Source organism: Isoptericola sp. F-RaC21 (assembly GCF_038593535.1).
Classification (GTDB): Bacteria; Actinomycetota; Actinomycetes; order Actinomycetales; family Cellulomonadaceae; genus Isoptericola.
Genome location: NZ_JBCFYX010000005.1, coordinates 60,832 through 76,178, shown reverse-complemented (window position 1 = coordinate 76,178; position 15,347 = coordinate 60,832). Strand labels below are relative to the sequence as shown.

Here is a 15,347-nt window from a genome sequence, read left to right as displayed (position 1 = left end):
AGGGGCGGCCCGCGGAATCGCCCGGCCCAGGGTCAGGGAATCAGGACGATCTTCCCCACGTGTCGCCGGCGGGCGAGCTCCTCCTGCGCCTGCGCGGCCTGGTCCAGGGGGTACGTGGCGGCGACGAGGGGCCGGACCGCGGCGTCACGCGCCAGGTCCATGAGGAGGGCGAAGTGCGCGGGCGTGTGCATCGCGGAGCCGATCACCTGCGCGTTGTGGAGGTAGAGGCGGCGCACGTCGAACGCCACCTCGTACCCGCCGAGCGCGCCGGCGACCACCCAGCGGCCTCCCTCGCGCAGCAGCGGCAGGCCGGCCCCGACCAGGTCGCCGGCGACGACGTCGAGCCCGACGTCGACACCCTCTGGTGCGGCGTCGCAGACCTGCTCGACGACGTCCTGCGCGCGGTCGACGACGGCGTGCGCGCCGGCCTCGCGGACCGCGTCGATCTTGGACCCGCTGCTGATCGCGACCACGCGCGCGCCGCGGGCCCGGGCGAGCTGCACGGCCGCGACGCCCACGCCCCCGGACGCCCCGGACACCAGGACTGTCTCCCCCTCCTGCAGCCGGCCACGCTCGATCATCCCCAGGGCCGTGCCGTACGCGGTCGGGAGGGCCGCGAGCTGGTCGTCCGTGAGCGCGGAGCCCGTCACGTCGTGCACCTGCCCGGCCGGGGCGGTCACGTACTCGGCGTAGCCGCCGTCGCGCTCGCTGCCCATCAGGCCCACCGGGTTCGCGTCCGGCCCCTCGCCGTCGTAGAGCGCCGGGTCGACGACCACCCGCCGGCCGACCATCGCCTCGTCGGCCCCTGGGCCGACGGCGACCACCCGCCCGGCGACGTCGGCGCCCTGGATGCGAGGGAAGTCGAGCGGACCGCGCCAGCCCGACAGCGCGCGGGGGTCCTCCGGGCGGCCGTAGGCGCCCTCCCGCGTCCACAGGTCCGTGTTGTTGAGGGCCACCGCGTCGACCCGGACCAGCACCTCACGGGCCCGTGGGACCGGAGTCGCCACGTCCGTCACCTCCAGGACCTCGGGTCCCCCGTGCCCCGTGATCCGCACCGCACGCATGGTCTGGGACACGCCCATGGATCAACCTCCTCGCGTCGTGTCCGACCTGTCTACATCGCCACCGCCCGTCGTGCAGGGCGTTGGGCGCGCATGCCGCCACCGGCGGAAGAACCGGTCCGCCTCGAGCCCCGCCGGGGACGTCCCCGACCCGGACGATCCCGTCACCACGACGGCGTCCCCTAGGGCCGCCTCAGCGGATCCCGTGCGCGCGGCGGCGCTCGCGCCACCGCTGCACCTCGCGCTCGACGTCGCGCGTGGGTGTCACGACCGGCGGCCCGCCGAGCAGCTGCCGGCGGGCGTCGATGACGCGCGCGTTGAACTCCTCGACGATGGCGCGGACCCGGTCCTCCTCGGGCTCGCGGTCGAGGGTCTCGTCGAGCTCGGCGTCGTCGCGCCGGAGCTGCGCGGCCGGCAGCACGCCGGTGATCTGCTCCCGCTCCACGAGGTTCTTCAGCCACCAGTCCGGGTCGTGCGTGCCGCCCAGCCCGGGGATCGGCTTGCCCTCCAGCGGGAGGTTGTCGAACTCGCCGCGGCGGATCGCCTGGTCCACGACGGTGTCCACCCACAGCGCACGGTCGTCCATGCGTCGCCGGGGGCGCTGCTGCTCCGGGGACGCGGCGTCGTCGCCGTCGTTCCCGGCGTCCGCGGCGATCTCGCGGTCCACCTGGTACTGCGCGGCCCGGCGTGCCGGGTCGGTCTGGTCGTCACGGCGGCGTCGGAACATCGGCATTCCTCTCGGGTCGTCCCCATCCAGCCTAGGGCGGACCGTGCGCCCGGCGCCGTGCCCCCGATCCCTGCGCCGCCCGGCATGATGGCCGTATGAAGGTCTCTCGACGCAGCCACGTGCCGCCGTTCGCCGTCATGCAGGTGCTGGCCACGGCCAACGAGCGCCGCGCCGCCGGGCACGACGTGCTCAACCTGTGCGCGGGCGAGCCGTCGACGGGGGCGTCGGACGTCGTGCGGGAGAAGGCCGCGGAGCTGCTGCGCACCGCCGACCTCGGCTACACCGAGGCGATGGGCGTCCCCGCCCTGCGGCGCGAGATCGCCGGGCACTACCGGCGCTGGTACGACGTCGAGGTGGACCCGGCGCGCATCGCCGTGACGACGGGGTCGAGCGGCGGCTTCCTGCTCGCGTTCCTCGCCGCGTTCGACGTCGGCGACCGGGTGGCGCTCGCGCGGCCCGGCTACCCGGCGTACAAGAACATCCTCGCGGCCCTGGGGTGCGAGGTGGTGGAGCTCGACTGCGGGCCCGACACCCGCTACCAGCCCACGGTGTCGCAGCTCATGGAGGCGTACTACGACGGCGGCCTGGACGGCCTGGTCGTGGCCTCCCCCGCCAACCCGACCGGCACGATGCTGCCGCCCGCCGAGCTGGCCGCCCTGGCCCGCTGGTGCGACGAGCACGACGTGCGCCTGATCAGCGACGAGATCTACCACGGCATCGCGTACTCCACGGATGTACAGCAGGTCACGGCAGCGATGTACACGGGCTCCGGCGCCGTCGTGGTGAACTCGTTCTCCAAGTACTGGGCCATGACCGGCTGGCGGCTGGGCTGGCTCGTGCTGCCCGACGAGCTGGTCGGCCCCGTCGACGCGCTCGCCGGGAACGTGGCCCTCTCGCCCCCGGCACTGGCGCAGCACGCGGGCGTCGCGGCCTTCTCCCCCGCCGGCTACGCCGCCGCGGCCGAGAACGTGGCCCGGTACGCGGCGTCGCGCGCCGCCCTCCTCGACCGTGTGGACGAGCTGGGCTGGCGCCCCGTCGCCCCCGCCGACGGCGCGTTCTACCTGTACGGGAACGTCGCCGGCTTCCGCGACGCCGTCGGCGGCGACTCCGTGACCTACTGCCGGCGGCTGCTCGCCGAGGCCGACGTGGCGATCACCCCCGGCGCCGACTTCGACACGGTCGCCGGCGGCGACTGGGTGCGCCTCTCCTTCGCCGCCGCGCCCGACGTCGTCTCCCGCGCCGTCGGCCGCATCGTCGCCTGGCACCGCACCCTCTGACGCCGAGGTAGTCCGACCTCGCGCGAGGTAGTCCAGATCGTGCCGAGGTAGTTCACAGCTCCGCGAGGTAGTCCCAGTGCGGACCGGTCGTGGGTGCGAGACGGCGCCTCGTGCGGGAGGCTCGCACTACCTCGCGAGGACCTGAACTACCTCGGCACGATCTGAACTACCTCGCGGAGCTTCGAACTACCTCGCGGGGGTGTGGACTACCTCGGCACGATCTGAACTACCTCGGCAGGCTCCGGACTACCTCGTGGACGGAGGGCGGATGATCCGGCTGGTGACGGCGAACGTCCAGCACGCGCTGGTGGACGGGCGGCGGGTGGACCTCGACCGCCTGGGGGCGGCGCTGGCCGCGCTCGACGCGGACGTCGTGGCGCTGCAGGAGGTGGACCACGGCCAGGCGCGGTCCGACGGCGAGGCGCAGGCGTACCGGCTGGCCACGACGCTCGGCATGCCGGAGCACCGCTTCGTCCCCGCGATCCGCGGGTCGCTCGACCCGGCGTGGCGCCGCCGTCGGGCGCGGCGCACGACGAGTGGCGACGACGGCCGCCTGCCCGCCCCGCCCGGCTACGGCGTCGCGCTGCTCAGCCGTCACCCGGTGCGGGCGTGGCACGCCATGCGGCTGCCCGGCCTCAACGTGCCGGGCCTGCCCCCGCTGGGGGTGGACGAGCCGCGCGTCGCCGTCGCGGCCGCCGTCGCGACGCCCGACGGCCTGCTGACCGTGGCCGCCACGCACCTGTCGAAGAGCGAGCCGTGGAAGGGGGCGCAGCTGCGGCGGCTGCGGCACCGGCTGCGGCACGCGCCACGACCGTTGGTGCTGCTGGGCGACCTCAACACCCGCGGCGACCTGCCGGCCCGGCGCACGGGATGGCGCGAGCTGGTGCACGTGCCCACCTACCCGCGCACGCGACCCTGGCTCCGGATCGACCACGTGCTGGCCGACGGACCGGTCGTCGCGACCACCGCCGCCCGGGCCGTGGACCTCGGCGTCAGCGACCACCGTGCGGTCGTGGTCGACGTCGCGCTGGGCGAGGACGCGGGATGACGGACGAGCCCACCGGCGGCTTGCCCGACCGGGCCCACGGCCGCCCGGAGACGCCGGAGCAGCGCTCGGACCGCAACTGGAACGAGCTGCTGCAGGAGCTGCGCGTCATGCAGACGGGCGTGCAGATCCTCACCGGGTTCCTGCTGATCCTGCCGTTCCAGAGCCGGTTCGGGGACCTGGACGACTACCAGCGGACGGTCTACCTGGTGCTGGTCCTCGTGTGCGTCGCGACGACGGGCCTGCTGGTCGCCCCGGTCGCGCTGCACCGGGCGCTGTTCCGCCAGCACCTCAAGCGCTCCGTGGTCACGGGTGGCGACCGGATGACCCGCGCGGGACTCGTGCTGCTCGCGATCGCGCTGTCCGGCACGGCGGAGCTCGTGTTCGACGTCGTCGTGGGCCGGACGGCGGGGCTCGTCGTCGGGGCCGCGTCGGCCGTCGTGCTGCTCGGCCTGTGGGCGGTGGTGCCCGCCGTGGTGCGCCGGAGGTCGTGACCCCTCCGGCGCCCCGAGGGTGTCAGGCGGCGAGGTCGACGCGCTCGGCGCGCGGGAGCTCGGCGACCGGCAGGTCGCCGGCGGACCCGTCCACCACGGCGACGGCGTGCGGGTCGCCGGTCGTCTGGACGGCGGCGAGCCGTGCGGCGGCCGCGCGCTCGGAGCGGCGGTTGCGGGCGATGGTGCGCATCGCGAGGGCGCCGATGATGACGGCGGCGACGTTCGCGAGGGCGGACGGCCAGATGCCGTTCATGATCGCGATGAGGAGCATCACGGCCGCGCCGGCGAAGTTGGCCAGCTGGAACTGGATGCCGTCGGCCGTCCAGCGGCCCTTGCTCACCATGCCGTAGGCGAGGACGACGGCGATGGCGCCGACCCACCCGAGGGCAGTAATCACGGTCAGCAGGGAGATCGTCATGACGGGCACCTCCGGGGGGTCGGCGTGGCACACGTGTGCCACGGGAAGGAAGATCTGAGGGTGTGGGACGCCGCCCCCGGAACCGGGGAACCGGAGAGCTCCGGCCTGGCGTCGAAACGATTCTGCAGCACGATCTGCCTTCAGCACAATCAAATCCTTCTCCGAGAGGCAGTTAGTATCTCTACATGGCTACAGACCCACGGAGACTTGCCTTCCTCCTTGCCGTGCACCGTGCCGGGGGCGTCCTCGCGGCAGCAGATCTTCTGCATGTCACCCCGTCCGCGGTGTCTCAGCAAATCGCTCGGATCGAGTCCGAGGAGGGCGTCGCCGTCCTCGACCGCGGGCCGCGGGGCGTCACCCTCACCCCGGCCGGCCGCGTGCTGGCCGAGGCGGGTGAGCGCATCGAGGCCGAGCTGCTCGAGGCCCGCCAGGCGATCGCCGCGCTCGGCGAGGGCGTGAGCGGCAAGGTCGTGCTCGGTGCGTTCCAGACGGGGATCCGTGCCGTGGTGGCGCCCATGCTGCTCGACCTGGCCGAGCAGTACCCCGGCGTCGAGGTGGACGTGCGCGAGCACGAGCCGGCCGAGGCGATCCGCATGCTGCGTGCCGGGGACCTCGACGTCATCCTCCTGGAGCGCGACGTCGACATGGACTCCCCCGCCCCCCGCGGCGTGCACGACGTCCCCCTGCTCGACGAGCCGTGGTGCGTCGTCGTGCCGGCCGGGCTCCCCATGCCCGAGCGCCTCGACGACCTCGCGAACCTGCAGTGGGTCGGCGCGGAGGCCGACACCGCGTCCGACCGCGCGCTGCGCCGCCTGGCCCGCACGCTCGGGACGACCGTCAGCCAGCGGCACGCCTTCTTCGACTTCGACACCGCGCTGGCGCTCGTCGCGGCGAACCAGGGGGTGGCCATGCTGCCCGCGCTCGCGCTCCAGGGCGGGGACGTGCCGGAGGGCGTCGAGGTCGCGCGCCTCGCCGGCCTCGGCACGCGCCGCATCGTCGCGCGGCACCGCGCCACGCGGCACGAGCCCGGCCCGGCCGTGCGCGCCGTCGTCGACGCCATGGTCGAGGTGACCCGCGACTTCGAGCTCGGCTGACGGCGACGTCGGCGCCGGCAGGGCGCGACGCCGCAGGTCCGGCGCGCGTCCGGCCGCGGGCGCTCCTACCATCACGACATGGGTGAGACCACGCCGGGCGCGGCCCCGGCGGACGGGAAGGACCAGGGTCCGGCGCCCCTGTCGGACCGCACGCTCGGCGTCGCGCGGCGGTTGTGGGGCCTGACGTACCTGCGCGCGCTGCTCTACCTGGCGGCCGGCGTGGTGCTGTTCGCGAACCCGGACCAGGGGCTCACGTGGGTGCGGTGGCTGGTCGGTCTCGTGATCGTCGCGCAGGGCGTCCTGCTCACCGTGGAGGGCGCCCCGACCAAGCGCTCGGGGCGGCGCCGGGGCGAGGGCGACGAGGTGAGCTGGCGGCTGCTGGCGGGGATCGTGAGCATCGCCGCGGGCCTGGTGATCGTGCTCTGGCCGTCGATGTCCGGACCGGTGATGGTGCTGGTCGTGGCAGTGTGGGCGTGCGCGGCGGGCGTGGCCGGCGTCATCGGCGCGCTGCGGGGCCGGGCGCTGCGCACGACGTCGTGGGACTGGCAGCTCGTCAACGCGGTGCTCTGGATCGTGCTCGGCGTGGTCATGCTCGCGCGGCCCAGCACGAGCGTCGCGACGTCGGCCCAGCTGCTCGCCCTGTACCTGCTGATGGCCGGCGCCGTGCTGGTCGTAGGCGCGTTCTCGGCGGGCACCCGCTCCCGCGACGCCCGCAAGGCCCGCGACGGCGCCGCGGCCGGGTAGGATCGGCCGCGTCACACCGCAGCCCCGGCTGCCCACAACGCGGCCGTACCTCCGGGTGCGGTTGCCACATAGCCGCTCGAACCGCGACGGGAGAGCTCGCGCCGTGCCCCGCAAGGTGGCCGGCCGGCGCCGAAGGAGCAACCCTCCCCGGGAATCTCTCAGGCATCCGTACCGTCGCGGCGAGGCAACTCTGGAAAGCGGTCCGGCCGTCCTGCGACGGTCGGGCCCACCGACGGTGCAAGTCGGCGCGCCCCGTCGACGTCGTAGGTCACGTCTGCGACGGCGCCATGGCGGACCGGCAAAACTCTCAGGTCGACGCGCGCGCGTCCGATGACAGAGCGGGGAGGACCCGCCAGTCCCCCGCCTGCCCGGCCCGACCCACGGAGCTCCGACGTGACCCTCCCGGACGACTCGATCACTCTCTCCGGCACCCGCACCGGCGTCGACCCCGACGTCTTCGCCGACCGGCACGTGGGCCCGCGGGGCCGCGAGGTCGCCGCGATGCTCGACACGCTCGGTCACGCGAGCCTGGACGCGCTGGCCGACGCCGCCGTCCCGGCATCGATCCGCACCGACCGCCCGCTCGACCTGCCGGCCGCCCGCACCGAGGCCGAGGTGCTGGCGCACCTGCGCGACCTCGCGGGCAAGAACCAGGTCAAGCGCCAGATGATCGGGCTGGGCTACTACGGCACCACCACTCCCCCGGTGATCCGCCGCAACGTGCTCGAGTCCCCCGCCTGGTACACCGCGTACACGCCGTACCAGCCCGAGATCTCCCAGGGCCGCCTCGAGGCGCTGCTGAACTTCCAGCAGGCGGTCGAGGACCTCACGGGCCTCGGGATCGCGGGCGCGTCCCTGCTCGACGAGGCGACCGCCGTCGCCGAGGCGGTCGCGCTGATGTGGCGCGCCTCGCGCGCGAAGACCGGCTACGTGGTGCTCGACGCCGACCTGTTCCCGCAGAGCCTGGCCGTCACGCGCGGCCGCGCGGAGGCGATCGGCCTGCCGGTGGTCGTGGTCGGCCTCGACGGCGGCCTGGCGGCGGGCCTCGAGGCGTTCGTCGCGGCGGGCGGCACGCTGCCCGACGGCGACCTGGTGGGCGTGGTCGTGCAGCAGGCGGGCGCGTCGGGCCGGGTGCTGGACGCGCGCGACGTCGTGGCCGAGGCCAAGGAGCGCGGCGCGCTGGTCACGGTGGCCGCGGACCTCCTGGCCCTCACGCTGCTGACGTCGCCCGGCGAGCTGGGCGCGGACGTCTCGGTCGGCTCGGCGCAGCGCTTCGGCGTCCCGCTGTTCTACGGCGGCCCGCACGCCGCCTTCATGGCCGTGCGCAAGGGCCTGGAGCGCCAGCTCCCGGGCCGCCTGGTGGGCGTCTCGACCGACGCCGACGGCGCCACGGGCCTGCGCCTGGCCCTGGCCACCCGCGAGCAGCACATCCGCCGCGAGAAGGCGACCAGCAACATCTGCACGGCGCAGGCGCTCCTCGCCATCGTGGCCTCGATGTACGCGGTCTACCACGGCCCCGACGGCCTGAAGGCCATCGCCGAGCGCACCCACGCCCGCGCCGCCGCGGTCGCCGACGGCCTGCGCGCCGCGGGCATCACGGTCGAGCACGCCGTCTTCTTCGACACCGTCCGCGCCGTCGTCCCCGGGCAGGCAGGGCGCGTCGTGGCAGCGGCCGCCGACGCCGGCTACAACCTGTACAAGGCCGACGCGGACCACGTACAGATCGCCTGCGACGAGACCACCACCGAGTCCGACGTCGAAGCAGTCCTCGCCGCCTTCGCCGCCGTGGTGGGCGGAGGCGACGCCGACACGGTGCAGGAAGCGGGGAGGCCGGAGGGCCTTCGCGCGGACGTAAGAATTCCCGAAGTGGAGGGCGCCCAGGCGCCCGTGAACGCGTCCGCGCGAAGGGCCTCCGACCTCCCCGCGGCGCTACCCACCGAGGTGACCCGGACCACCGCCTACCTCCAGCACCCCATCTTCCACGTGCACCGCTCCGAGACCTCGATGCTCCGGTACCTGCGGTCCCTGAGCGACAAGGACCTGGCGCTGGACCGCACGATGATCCCGCTGGGCTCGTGCACGATGAAGCTCAACGCGACGGCGGAGATGGAGGCGATCAGCTGGCCGGGCTTCGCGGACATCCACCCGTACGTGCCGGCCGACCAGGCGCTGGGCTACGCGGAGCTGGTGTCGACGCTGGAGGCGCAGCTGGCGGAGATCACGGGGTACGCGGCGGTGTCGGTGCAGCCGAACGCGGGCTCGCAGGGCGAGTTCGCGGGGCTGCTGGCGATCAAGGGGTACCACCGGTCGCGCGGCGAGGAGCACCGGGACATCGTGCTGATCCCGGCGTCGGCGCACGGCACGAACGCGGCGTCGGCGGCGCTGGCGGGCCTGCGCGTCGTGGTCGTGGCGACGGCGGACGACGGCGAGATCCAGCTCGACGACCTGCGCGCGAAGCTGGAGCAGCATGGCCCGCAGGTGGCCGGGATCATGATCACGTACCCGTCGACGCACGGGGTCTACGAGGAGCACGTCCGTCAGGTCTGCGACCTTGTACACGAGGCTGGTGGCCAGGTGTACATCGACGGGGCGAACCTCAACGCGCTGGTCGGCCTGGCACGGCCGGGGGAGTTCGGCGGCGACGTCTCGCACCTCAACCTGCACAAGACGTTCTGCATCCCGCACGGCGGCGGCGGCCCGGGCGTGGGCCCGGTGGCCGTGGCGGCGCACCTGGTGCCGTTCCTGCCGGGGGACCCGGTCTCGACACGCTCGACCAACGGAGGGGTGCCGGTGAGCGCCGCGCCGCACGGGTCGGCCGGCATCCTGCCGATCTCGTACGCGTACCTCGCGCTGATGGGCCCGGACGGGCTGACGGAGGCGTCGAAGGCCGCCGTCCTGACCGCCAACTACGTCGCCAAGCGCCTGGACCCGTACTTCCCGGTGCTGTACACGGGCGAGAACGGCCTGGTCGCGCACGAGTGCATCCTCGACCTGCGGCCGATGACCGCCGAGACGGGCGTGACGGCCGAGGACGTGGCCAAGCGGCTCATCGACTACGGGTTCCACGCGCCGACGATGTCGTTCCCGGTGGCGGGCACGCTCATGGTGGAGCCGACCGAGAGCGAGGACCTGGCGGAGCTGGACCGCTTCGTCGACGCGATGATCGCCATCCGCGGCGAGATCGACCGCGTGGCGGCGGGGGAGTGGAGCGCCGAGGACTCGCCGCTGCGGCACGCCCCGCACACCGCCGCGAGCGTCGTCGCCGACGAGTGGACGCACCCGTACTCCCGCGAGCTCGCCGCGTTCCCGCTGGCCAGCCTGCGGAGCGCGAAGTACTGGGCGCCCGTGCGCCGCATCGACGGGGCCAAGGGCGACCGCAACCTCGTGTGCGCGTGCCCGCCGCTGGAGTCCTACGCGGAGCCGATCGCCCACTGACCTCGCTGTGAGCGGGCGTTTGGCCCTGTTTCGACGCAGAACTGGGCCAAACGCCCGCTCACAACGCTCGACCCGAGACACATCGAAGGGAGCCTCGATGGCCGAGGACCAGCAGGACACGACGGCGGAGAAGAAGACCCCGCTGCACGACGAGCACGTCGCGCTGGGCGCGAGCCTCACCGGCTTCGGCGGCTGGCTGATGCCGCTGCGGTACACGTCCGACCTCGCCGAGCACCGCGCCGTGCGCGAGGCCGCGGGGCTGTTCGACCTGTCGCACATGGGGGAGATCCACCTCGAGGGCGCGCAGGCCGGCGCGGCGCTGGACCAGGCGCTGGTGGGCAACGCGAGCGCGATCGGCGTGGGCCGCGCGCGGTACTCGATGATCTGCGCCGAGGACGGCTCCGTCCTGGACGACCTCATCGTCTACCGCTTGGCCGAGGAGCACTTCCTCGTCGTCGCGAACGCGGGCAACGCGCCGCGCGTCGCGGCCGAGCTGGTCGCGCGGGCGGCCGGGTTCGACACGGTCGTGACGGACCGGTCGGCCGAGACCGCGCTGGTGGCGGTGCAGGGCCCGCAGGCCGAGGAGATCGTCGCCGGCCTCACGGCGCCGGACGACGTCGACACGGTCCGCACCATGCGGTACTACGCCTCCGCGCCCGCCACCGTGGCCGGCATCGAGGTGCTGCTGGCGCGCACGGGGTACACGGGGGAGGACGGCTTCGAGCTGTTCGCACCCGCCGACCGCGCCGTGGAGCTCTGGCGGGCGCTGCTCGCGGCGGGGGAGACCCGCGGCCTGGTGCCGGCGGGCCTGTCCGCGCGCGACTCGCTGCGCCTCGAGGCGGGCATGCCGCTGTACGGGCACGAGCTCGACGCGACCACCACGCCGTACGAGGCCGGGCTCGGGCGCGTCGTGAAGCTCGACAAGACCGGCGCCGACGGCGAGCCGCTGCCGTTCGTGGGCCGCGACGCCCTCGCGGCGCGCGCGCAGAGCGAGCCCGCGCGCGTGCTCGTCGGCCTGCGCGGCGAGGCGCGCCGCCCGGCGCGGGCGGGGTACGACGTCGTGCAGCGCGGTCTCGACGGGGCGGCGGGCGCCGTCGTCGGCACGGTGACCTCGGGCGCGCCGTCGCCGACGCTCGGCTACCCGGTCGCGATGGCGTACGTGACGCCCGAGGTGTCCGCCGAGGGCACCGAGCTGGCCGTCGACGTCCGCGGGCGCGCCGAGCCGTTCGTCGTCGTCCCGCTGCCGTTTTACCGGCGGGCATAGGACGATCGTCCTCGAGCACCCGAGTCCGTCCCGAACACACAGGAGCACACCGATGGCCGACTTCCCCGAGAACCTGCGCTACTCCGCCGAGCACGAGTGGGTGGACGACGCGTCGCCCGCCACGATCGGCGTCACGTCCGTCGCCGCCGACGCGCTGGGCGACGTCGTCTACCTCGAGCTGCCGGAGGTGGGCGCCGCGATCGAGGCGGGCGCTGTCGTCGGCGAGATCGAGTCGACCAAGTCCGTCTCGGAGCTGTACTCGCCCGTGAGCGGCACCGTGGTGGAGGTCAACCAGTCCGCCGTGGACGACCCCGCCGTGGTGAACTCCGACCCCTTCGGCGCGGGCTGGCTCTTCAAGGTCGAGGTCACCTCGCGGGGCGCGCTGCTCACGGCCGAGGAGTACGCCGCCCAGGCGGGCTGACGCTTTCCCGGTACCCGTGACCGAATCGTGACCTCGGGCCCGAAATGCGTTGATTGCCTGAGATAACCGCGCTGACCTGCGGTAACACGGCCGCCCTCGCCCCGCCACCGGGCGAGAGGCGGCCGTCGTCGTCCCTGGGCGACGAGCAAGGGTGAGATTCCGCGTCATGACCGGGCTCCCCGCGCATCTTCATCCATGACGGCTTCCCCTGGCCGACCTCTCGGGTCGGCGGCCGTCGTCGGAGGAAGAACGATGAGCGTTATCGAAGTGACCGGCCCGGTGACGAACCGCCTGCTGACGCGGCGCGAGCGCGTGGTGCTGTCCAACCTGTCCGAGGACGTCACCCTCGAGCAGATCGCGACCAAGCTGTTCGTCACCCGGAACACGGTGAAGTCGCAGGTGCGTAGCGTGTACCGCAAGATCGGCGTCTCCAACCGGGCGGAGGCCGTCGCATGGGCGCGACAGGCCGGCCTCGGAGTCGGCTGACCGCGGGGAGGTGCGAGCCCCGCTTCGACGACAGGGGAGGTCGTCGGTGCGGGGCTCTCGCACGTCCGGGCCCGGACGTGCGGCGGACGCCGTCGGTCCCGGGTCGCGGGGTGCCGGATGGCAGACTCGCACCATGACAGCTCGCCGCCTCGTGGTCGCCGCCGCGATCGTCGACGACCTCGACCGCCCCGCGCGCCTGCTCGCGGCCCGACGGAGCCGGCCGGCGCACCTCGTGGGCCGGTGGGAGTTCCCGGGCGGCAAGGTGGACCCGGGGGAGACGGCGGTCGAGGCGCTGCACCGGGAGCTGCACGAGGAGCTGGGGGTGCGCGTCGAGCTCGGCGCCGAGGTGCCCGGCCCCGACGACGGCGGCTGGATCATCACCGACCGGCACGTGCTGCGGCTCTGGTTCGCGACCGTGGTCGAGGGCGAGCCGCGGCCGCTCGTGGAGCACGACGACCTGCGCTGGCTGGACCGGACGTCGCTGCTCGACGTCGACTGGCTGGACGGCGACGTCCGGATCGTCGAGGAGCTCGCCGGCACGCTGGACCCGGTGGACGCGTCCCGCTGAGCTCGTTCACCCCCGCAGGCCGTGCACCCAGCGCTCCACCTCGCGGCGGCTGCGCAGGCGCACGACCCGCACATGCGGCGCCTCGCAGGCCACGCGTCCGTCGAGCCCGCGGAGCGTGTGCCGGGTGCGCCACGCCCACCGCAGGATGTGGTCGCGGTCGGAGAAGATCGTGCGCAGGGGCGGCTCGACGTTCCCGTTCCACAGCTCGGTCCGCCGCAGGCTGCGGCGCACGGTGCGCCGCGCGACCTGCCACAGGACGACGGGCACCGGCAGGTCGAGCCAGACCAGCAGCTCGGCCCGCGCCAGCAGGAGCGGTCGCACCGCCGCGTACTGCCACTCGCTGACCCACGCGTCCTGCGCGGCCACGGCACGCACGTCGTCCTCGAACTCGGGGCGGGGCACCCAGCCGGGGCCGTGGTGCAGGCCGTCCAGCTCCGTGTAGGGCAGGCCGAGGGCGGCCGAGACGCGACCGCAGAGCGTCGTCTTGCCCGCCCCGGACGTGCCGGCGACGAGGATGCGGCGGGCTGCGCCGGCGGTCGGGGGAGCGGGGGAGTCGCGGGGCACCCGCCGAGAGTACGGTGGCCGCAGCCGCCAGCACCCCAGACCCGTGGTCGACGTCGACCGCGAAGGACGGAGCACCCGTGCCGCACCCCGACCCCGCCGGACCCGGGCTCCTCGACGGGCGCGGCGACGACGAGGGGTGGTCGTGCGCGGCGGCCCTCGTGGCGACGGCGGCGGGCACGGACCGCGCGTTCGCGGACCACCCGGGCGGCGGGCAGGGCCCCGGGGCGACGGGCCCGGCGACCCGGTTCGACCTCGCGTCGGTGACGAAGGCGTTCGTGGCCGTCACCGCGGCGACGCTCGTCGACGACGGTCTGCTCGACCTCGACGCGCCCGCCCGCGAGGTGCTCGACGTGCCCGCGACGTCCACCGGCGCCACGGCGCGCCACCTGCTCACGCACACCGCGGGCCTGCGCCCCAGCTCGCTCGCCTGGCGTGACACGGCCGACCCCGACGCCGTCCTCGCCGACGCCGTCGGCCCGCCGGTCGCCCCGCCGGGGGAGGCGCACGCGTACTCCTGCCTGGGCTTCGTCACGCTGGGCCTGCTCCTGGAGGAGCTCGCCGGTGAGCGGCTCGACCGCACGGTCGCGCGGCGCGTCGGGGCACCGCTCGGGGCGGCCGGGCTGCGGTGGTCGCCGGTGGACGTCGTCGACGCCGCGGACGTCGCCCCGACCGAGCCGGGCACGCCGACCGGCCGCGTGCACGACGAGCTGGCCGCGGCGCTGGGCCGCCCGGTGGGCAACGCGGGGCTGTTCGGCACGCTGGACGACGTCGCGCGGCTGGCGGCGCTGGTCGCGGGCCGCGGGGCGGCGAGCGGTCGGCAGGTGGTGAGCGAGGCGTCGTGGCGCGCGCTGGTCGAGCCGGACGACGTCGCTCGCCGCGCGGGCGCGGCATGGGGTCAGGCGCTCGGGCTGCGGCGCGGCGACCCCGGGTTCATGGTCTCGGGAGACCAGGTGGGGCACGCGGGGTTCACGGGGACGTCGTTCGTCGTCGACCTCGGCACGGGCGCGACCGCCGTGCTGCTGACGAACCGGGTGCACGGCGGGCGGGCGGCGAGCGTCGTGGCGCGGCGCCGGCGGCTGGCGGCGCTCTGCGGGCCCGCGGGCCGGCAGCGGCCCTCCTCGACGGGATGGTGAACGCGATCACGCCGTCGCGGTGTCGTCGTCCGTGCCGTCCTGCTGCCGTGCGCGCAGCCGCCGGCTCAGCGCTGCGTTGAGGAACGACGCGGACACCCCCAGGGCGACGGCGCCCACCGCCCAGCGGGCGCCGCGCCGCTCGATCCCGAGGGCACGGTCCAGCGACAGCTCGCCCGGGCCGCCCTCGGCGAGGTCCGCGAGCGCCGCCACGAGCACCAGGTTGTACTCGTAGCCCCCGTTCGAGTTCCACAGGCCCTTCGAGGCGTGCACGTCGCGGACCGCGGAGGCCATGACCCCGGTGAGGCCGGCCGCCGCGAGGGGCGTCCCCAGCCCGAGGGCGAGCAGCGCGCCTGCCCCCGCCTCCACCACGCCGGCGGTGACGGCCTGCTGCCGCGGAGGGTGGTACCCGAGCGCCGTCATCATCCCCTCGGTCCCGTCGAGGCCGGGCCCGCCGAACCATCCGAACAGCTTCTGCGTGCCGTGCGCCACGAACAGCCCGCCGATCGTGATCCTGCCTACCGTCCGCGCCAGCTGCATCGACCTCGCCGCCCTCCGTCTCGCGTGCCGGGTGTCCTTCCGTCACGCTCCGGCCGCGGGGGCGGTCTCGCAAGCCGGG

Annotated in this window: 16 protein-coding genes and 1 riboswitch; of the genes, 11 read left to right on the top strand and 5 right to left on the bottom strand. The window is 74.8% G+C overall.

The window, feature by feature from the left end; translation table 11 throughout:
• Window positions 1–32: 32 nt before the first annotated feature.
• Together AAG589_RS18590 and AAG589_RS18585 are read right to left on the bottom strand one after the other, a co-directional pair.
• On the bottom strand, window positions 33–1,082 hold the full coding sequence (locus tag AAG589_RS18590) for a zinc-binding dehydrogenase (protein WP_430568784.1): 1,050 nt from the start codon (window positions 1,080–1,082) through the stop codon (window positions 33–35).
• 172 nt (window positions 1,083–1,254) lie between these two features.
• The gene (locus AAG589_RS18585; protein ID WP_430568783.1) at window positions 1,255–1,788 is read right to left on the bottom strand and encodes a DnaJ family domain-containing protein; all 534 of its coding nucleotides are present in this window, start codon (window positions 1,786–1,788) and stop codon (window positions 1,255–1,257) included.
• Window positions 1,789–1,883: 95 nt separating this feature from the next.
• Here AAG589_RS18585 and AAG589_RS18580 point away from each other — a divergent pair, with 95 nt between their 5' ends.
• The 3 genes from AAG589_RS18580 (at window position 1,884) to AAG589_RS18570 (ending at window position 4,604) form a co-directional block, all read left to right on the top strand.
• Window positions 1,884–3,065 (top strand): aminotransferase class I/II-fold pyridoxal phosphate-dependent enzyme, encoded by a 1,182-nt coding sequence (locus tag AAG589_RS18580; protein WP_430568782.1) that lies wholly within the window; start codon window positions 1,884–1,886, stop codon window positions 3,063–3,065.
• A gap of 280 nt (window positions 3,066–3,345) precedes the next feature.
• Window positions 3,346–4,113 (top strand): endonuclease/exonuclease/phosphatase family protein, encoded by a 768-nt coding sequence (locus tag AAG589_RS18575; protein WP_430568781.1) that lies wholly within the window; start codon window positions 3,346–3,348, stop codon window positions 4,111–4,113.
• A complete protein-coding gene (locus tag AAG589_RS18570) occupies window positions 4,110–4,604 on the top strand; it encodes a DUF6328 family protein (protein WP_430568780.1) in 495 nt (164 codons plus the stop codon). Before AAG589_RS18575 ends, AAG589_RS18570 begins: the two co-directional genes overlap by 4 nt.
• 22 nt (window positions 4,605–4,626) lie before the next feature.
• Here the strand turns inward: AAG589_RS18570 and AAG589_RS18565 are convergent, their stop codons facing one another.
• Entirely contained in the window at window positions 4,627–5,022 is a 396-nt protein-coding gene (locus AAG589_RS18565) for a CBU_0592 family membrane protein (protein ID WP_430568779.1), read from the bottom strand.
• A gap of 185 nt (window positions 5,023–5,207) precedes the next feature.
• On the opposite strand from AAG589_RS18565, the gene AAG589_RS18560 reads away from it, so the two are divergent.
• The 7 genes from AAG589_RS18560 to AAG589_RS18530 all read left to right on the top strand — a co-directional run bounded on the left by AAG589_RS18560 (window position 5,208) and on the right by AAG589_RS18530 (window position 13,034).
• Window positions 5,208–6,116 carry a LysR family transcriptional regulator gene (locus AAG589_RS18560; protein ID WP_430568778.1) on the top strand — a complete coding sequence of 303 codons (909 nt, stop codon included), beginning with the start codon at window positions 5,208–5,210 and terminating at the stop codon, window positions 6,114–6,116.
• A gap of 78 nt (window positions 6,117–6,194) precedes the next feature.
• A complete protein-coding gene (locus tag AAG589_RS18555) occupies window positions 6,195–6,860 on the top strand; it encodes an HdeD family acid-resistance protein (RefSeq protein WP_430568777.1) in 666 nt (221 codons plus the stop codon).
• 77 nt (window positions 6,861–6,937) lie between these two features.
• A riboswitch (glycine riboswitch) is annotated at window positions 6,938–7,044 on the top strand.
• 146 nt (window positions 7,045–7,190) lie between these two features.
• A complete protein-coding gene (gene gcvPB, locus AAG589_RS18550; protein WP_446719766.1) occupies window positions 7,191–10,295 on the top strand; it encodes an aminomethyl-transferring glycine dehydrogenase subunit GcvPB in 3,105 nt (1,034 codons plus the stop codon).
• A gap of 97 nt (window positions 10,296–10,392) precedes the next feature.
• Window positions 10,393–11,559 carry a glycine cleavage system aminomethyltransferase GcvT gene (gene gcvT, locus AAG589_RS18545; RefSeq protein WP_430568776.1) on the top strand — a complete coding sequence of 389 codons (1,167 nt, stop codon included), beginning with the start codon at window positions 10,393–10,395 and terminating at the stop codon, window positions 11,557–11,559.
• A 52-nt stretch (window positions 11,560–11,611) separates the two neighbouring features.
• Window positions 11,612–11,980, top strand: a complete 369-nt coding sequence (gene gcvH, locus AAG589_RS18540) for a glycine cleavage system protein GcvH (protein ID WP_430568775.1) — start codon at window positions 11,612–11,614, stop codon at window positions 11,978–11,980.
• Between the two features lie 252 nt (window positions 11,981–12,232).
• Window positions 12,233–12,466, top strand: a complete 234-nt coding sequence (locus tag AAG589_RS18535; protein WP_430568774.1) for a helix-turn-helix domain-containing protein — start codon at window positions 12,233–12,235, stop codon at window positions 12,464–12,466.
• A gap of 133 nt (window positions 12,467–12,599) precedes the next feature.
• Window positions 12,600–13,034, top strand: a complete 435-nt coding sequence (locus AAG589_RS18530) for a (deoxy)nucleoside triphosphate pyrophosphohydrolase (RefSeq protein ID WP_430568773.1) — start codon at window positions 12,600–12,602, stop codon at window positions 13,032–13,034.
• A 6-nt stretch (window positions 13,035–13,040) separates the two neighbouring features.
• Here AAG589_RS18530 and AAG589_RS18525 read toward each other — a convergent pair whose 3' ends face one another.
• Window positions 13,041–13,598 (bottom strand): AAA family ATPase, encoded by a 558-nt coding sequence (locus AAG589_RS18525; RefSeq protein ID WP_430568772.1) that lies wholly within the window; start codon window positions 13,596–13,598, stop codon window positions 13,041–13,043.
• Between the two features lie 77 nt (window positions 13,599–13,675).
• On the opposite strand from AAG589_RS18525, the gene AAG589_RS18520 reads away from it, so the two are divergent.
• Window positions 13,676–14,731, top strand: coding sequence for a serine hydrolase domain-containing protein (locus AAG589_RS18520; protein ID WP_430568771.1), 1,056 nt, complete (start codon window positions 13,676–13,678; stop codon window positions 14,729–14,731).
• Between the two features lie 6 nt (window positions 14,732–14,737).
• On the opposite strand, the gene AAG589_RS18515 is transcribed toward AAG589_RS18520, so the two are convergent.
• Window positions 14,738–15,268 carry a DoxX family protein gene (locus AAG589_RS18515; RefSeq protein WP_430568770.1) on the bottom strand — a complete coding sequence of 177 codons (531 nt, stop codon included), beginning with the start codon at window positions 15,266–15,268 and terminating at the stop codon, window positions 14,738–14,740.
• Between the last annotated feature and the right edge of the window lie 79 nt (window positions 15,269–15,347).

What these genes read in the sequence shown, in the direction of transcription:
- AAG589_RS18570 (WP_430568780.1), top strand. Translation starts at nt 4,110, where the DNA reads ATGACGGACGAGCCCACCGGCGGCTTGCCCGACCGGGCCCACGGCCGC.
- AAG589_RS18535 (WP_430568774.1), top strand. Translation starts at nt 12,233, where the DNA reads ATGAGCGTTATCGAAGTGACCGGCCCGGTGACGAACCGCCTGCTGACG.
- gcvT (WP_430568776.1), top strand. Translation starts at nt 10,393, where the DNA reads ATGGCCGAGGACCAGCAGGACACGACGGCGGAGAAGAAGACCCCGCTG.
- AAG589_RS18555 (WP_430568777.1), top strand. Translation starts at nt 6,195, where the DNA reads ATGGGTGAGACCACGCCGGGCGCGGCCCCGGCGGACGGGAAGGACCAG.
- gcvPB (WP_446719766.1), top strand. Translation starts at nt 7,191, where the DNA reads ATGACAGAGCGGGGAGGACCCGCCAGTCCCCCGCCTGCCCGGCCCGAC.
- AAG589_RS18580 (WP_430568782.1), top strand. Translation starts at nt 1,884, where the DNA reads ATGAAGGTCTCTCGACGCAGCCACGTGCCGCCGTTCGCCGTCATGCAG.
- AAG589_RS18560 (WP_430568778.1), top strand. Translation starts at nt 5,208, where the DNA reads ATGGCTACAGACCCACGGAGACTTGCCTTCCTCCTTGCCGTGCACCGT.
- AAG589_RS18515 (WP_430568770.1), bottom strand. Translation starts at nt 15,268, where the DNA reads ATGCAGCTGGCGCGGACGGTAGGCAGGATCACGATCGGCGGGCTGTTC.
- AAG589_RS18585 (WP_430568783.1), bottom strand. Translation starts at nt 1,788, where the DNA reads ATGTTCCGACGCCGCCGTGACGACCAGACCGACCCGGCACGCCGGGCC.
- gcvH (WP_430568775.1), top strand. Translation starts at nt 11,612, where the DNA reads ATGGCCGACTTCCCCGAGAACCTGCGCTACTCCGCCGAGCACGAGTGG.
- AAG589_RS18530 (WP_430568773.1), top strand. Translation starts at nt 12,600, where the DNA reads ATGACAGCTCGCCGCCTCGTGGTCGCCGCCGCGATCGTCGACGACCTC.
- AAG589_RS18565 (WP_430568779.1), bottom strand. Translation starts at nt 5,022, where the DNA reads ATGACGATCTCCCTGCTGACCGTGATTACTGCCCTCGGGTGGGTCGGC.
- AAG589_RS18590 (WP_430568784.1), bottom strand. Translation starts at nt 1,082, where the DNA reads ATGGGCGTGTCCCAGACCATGCGTGCGGTGCGGATCACGGGGCACGGG.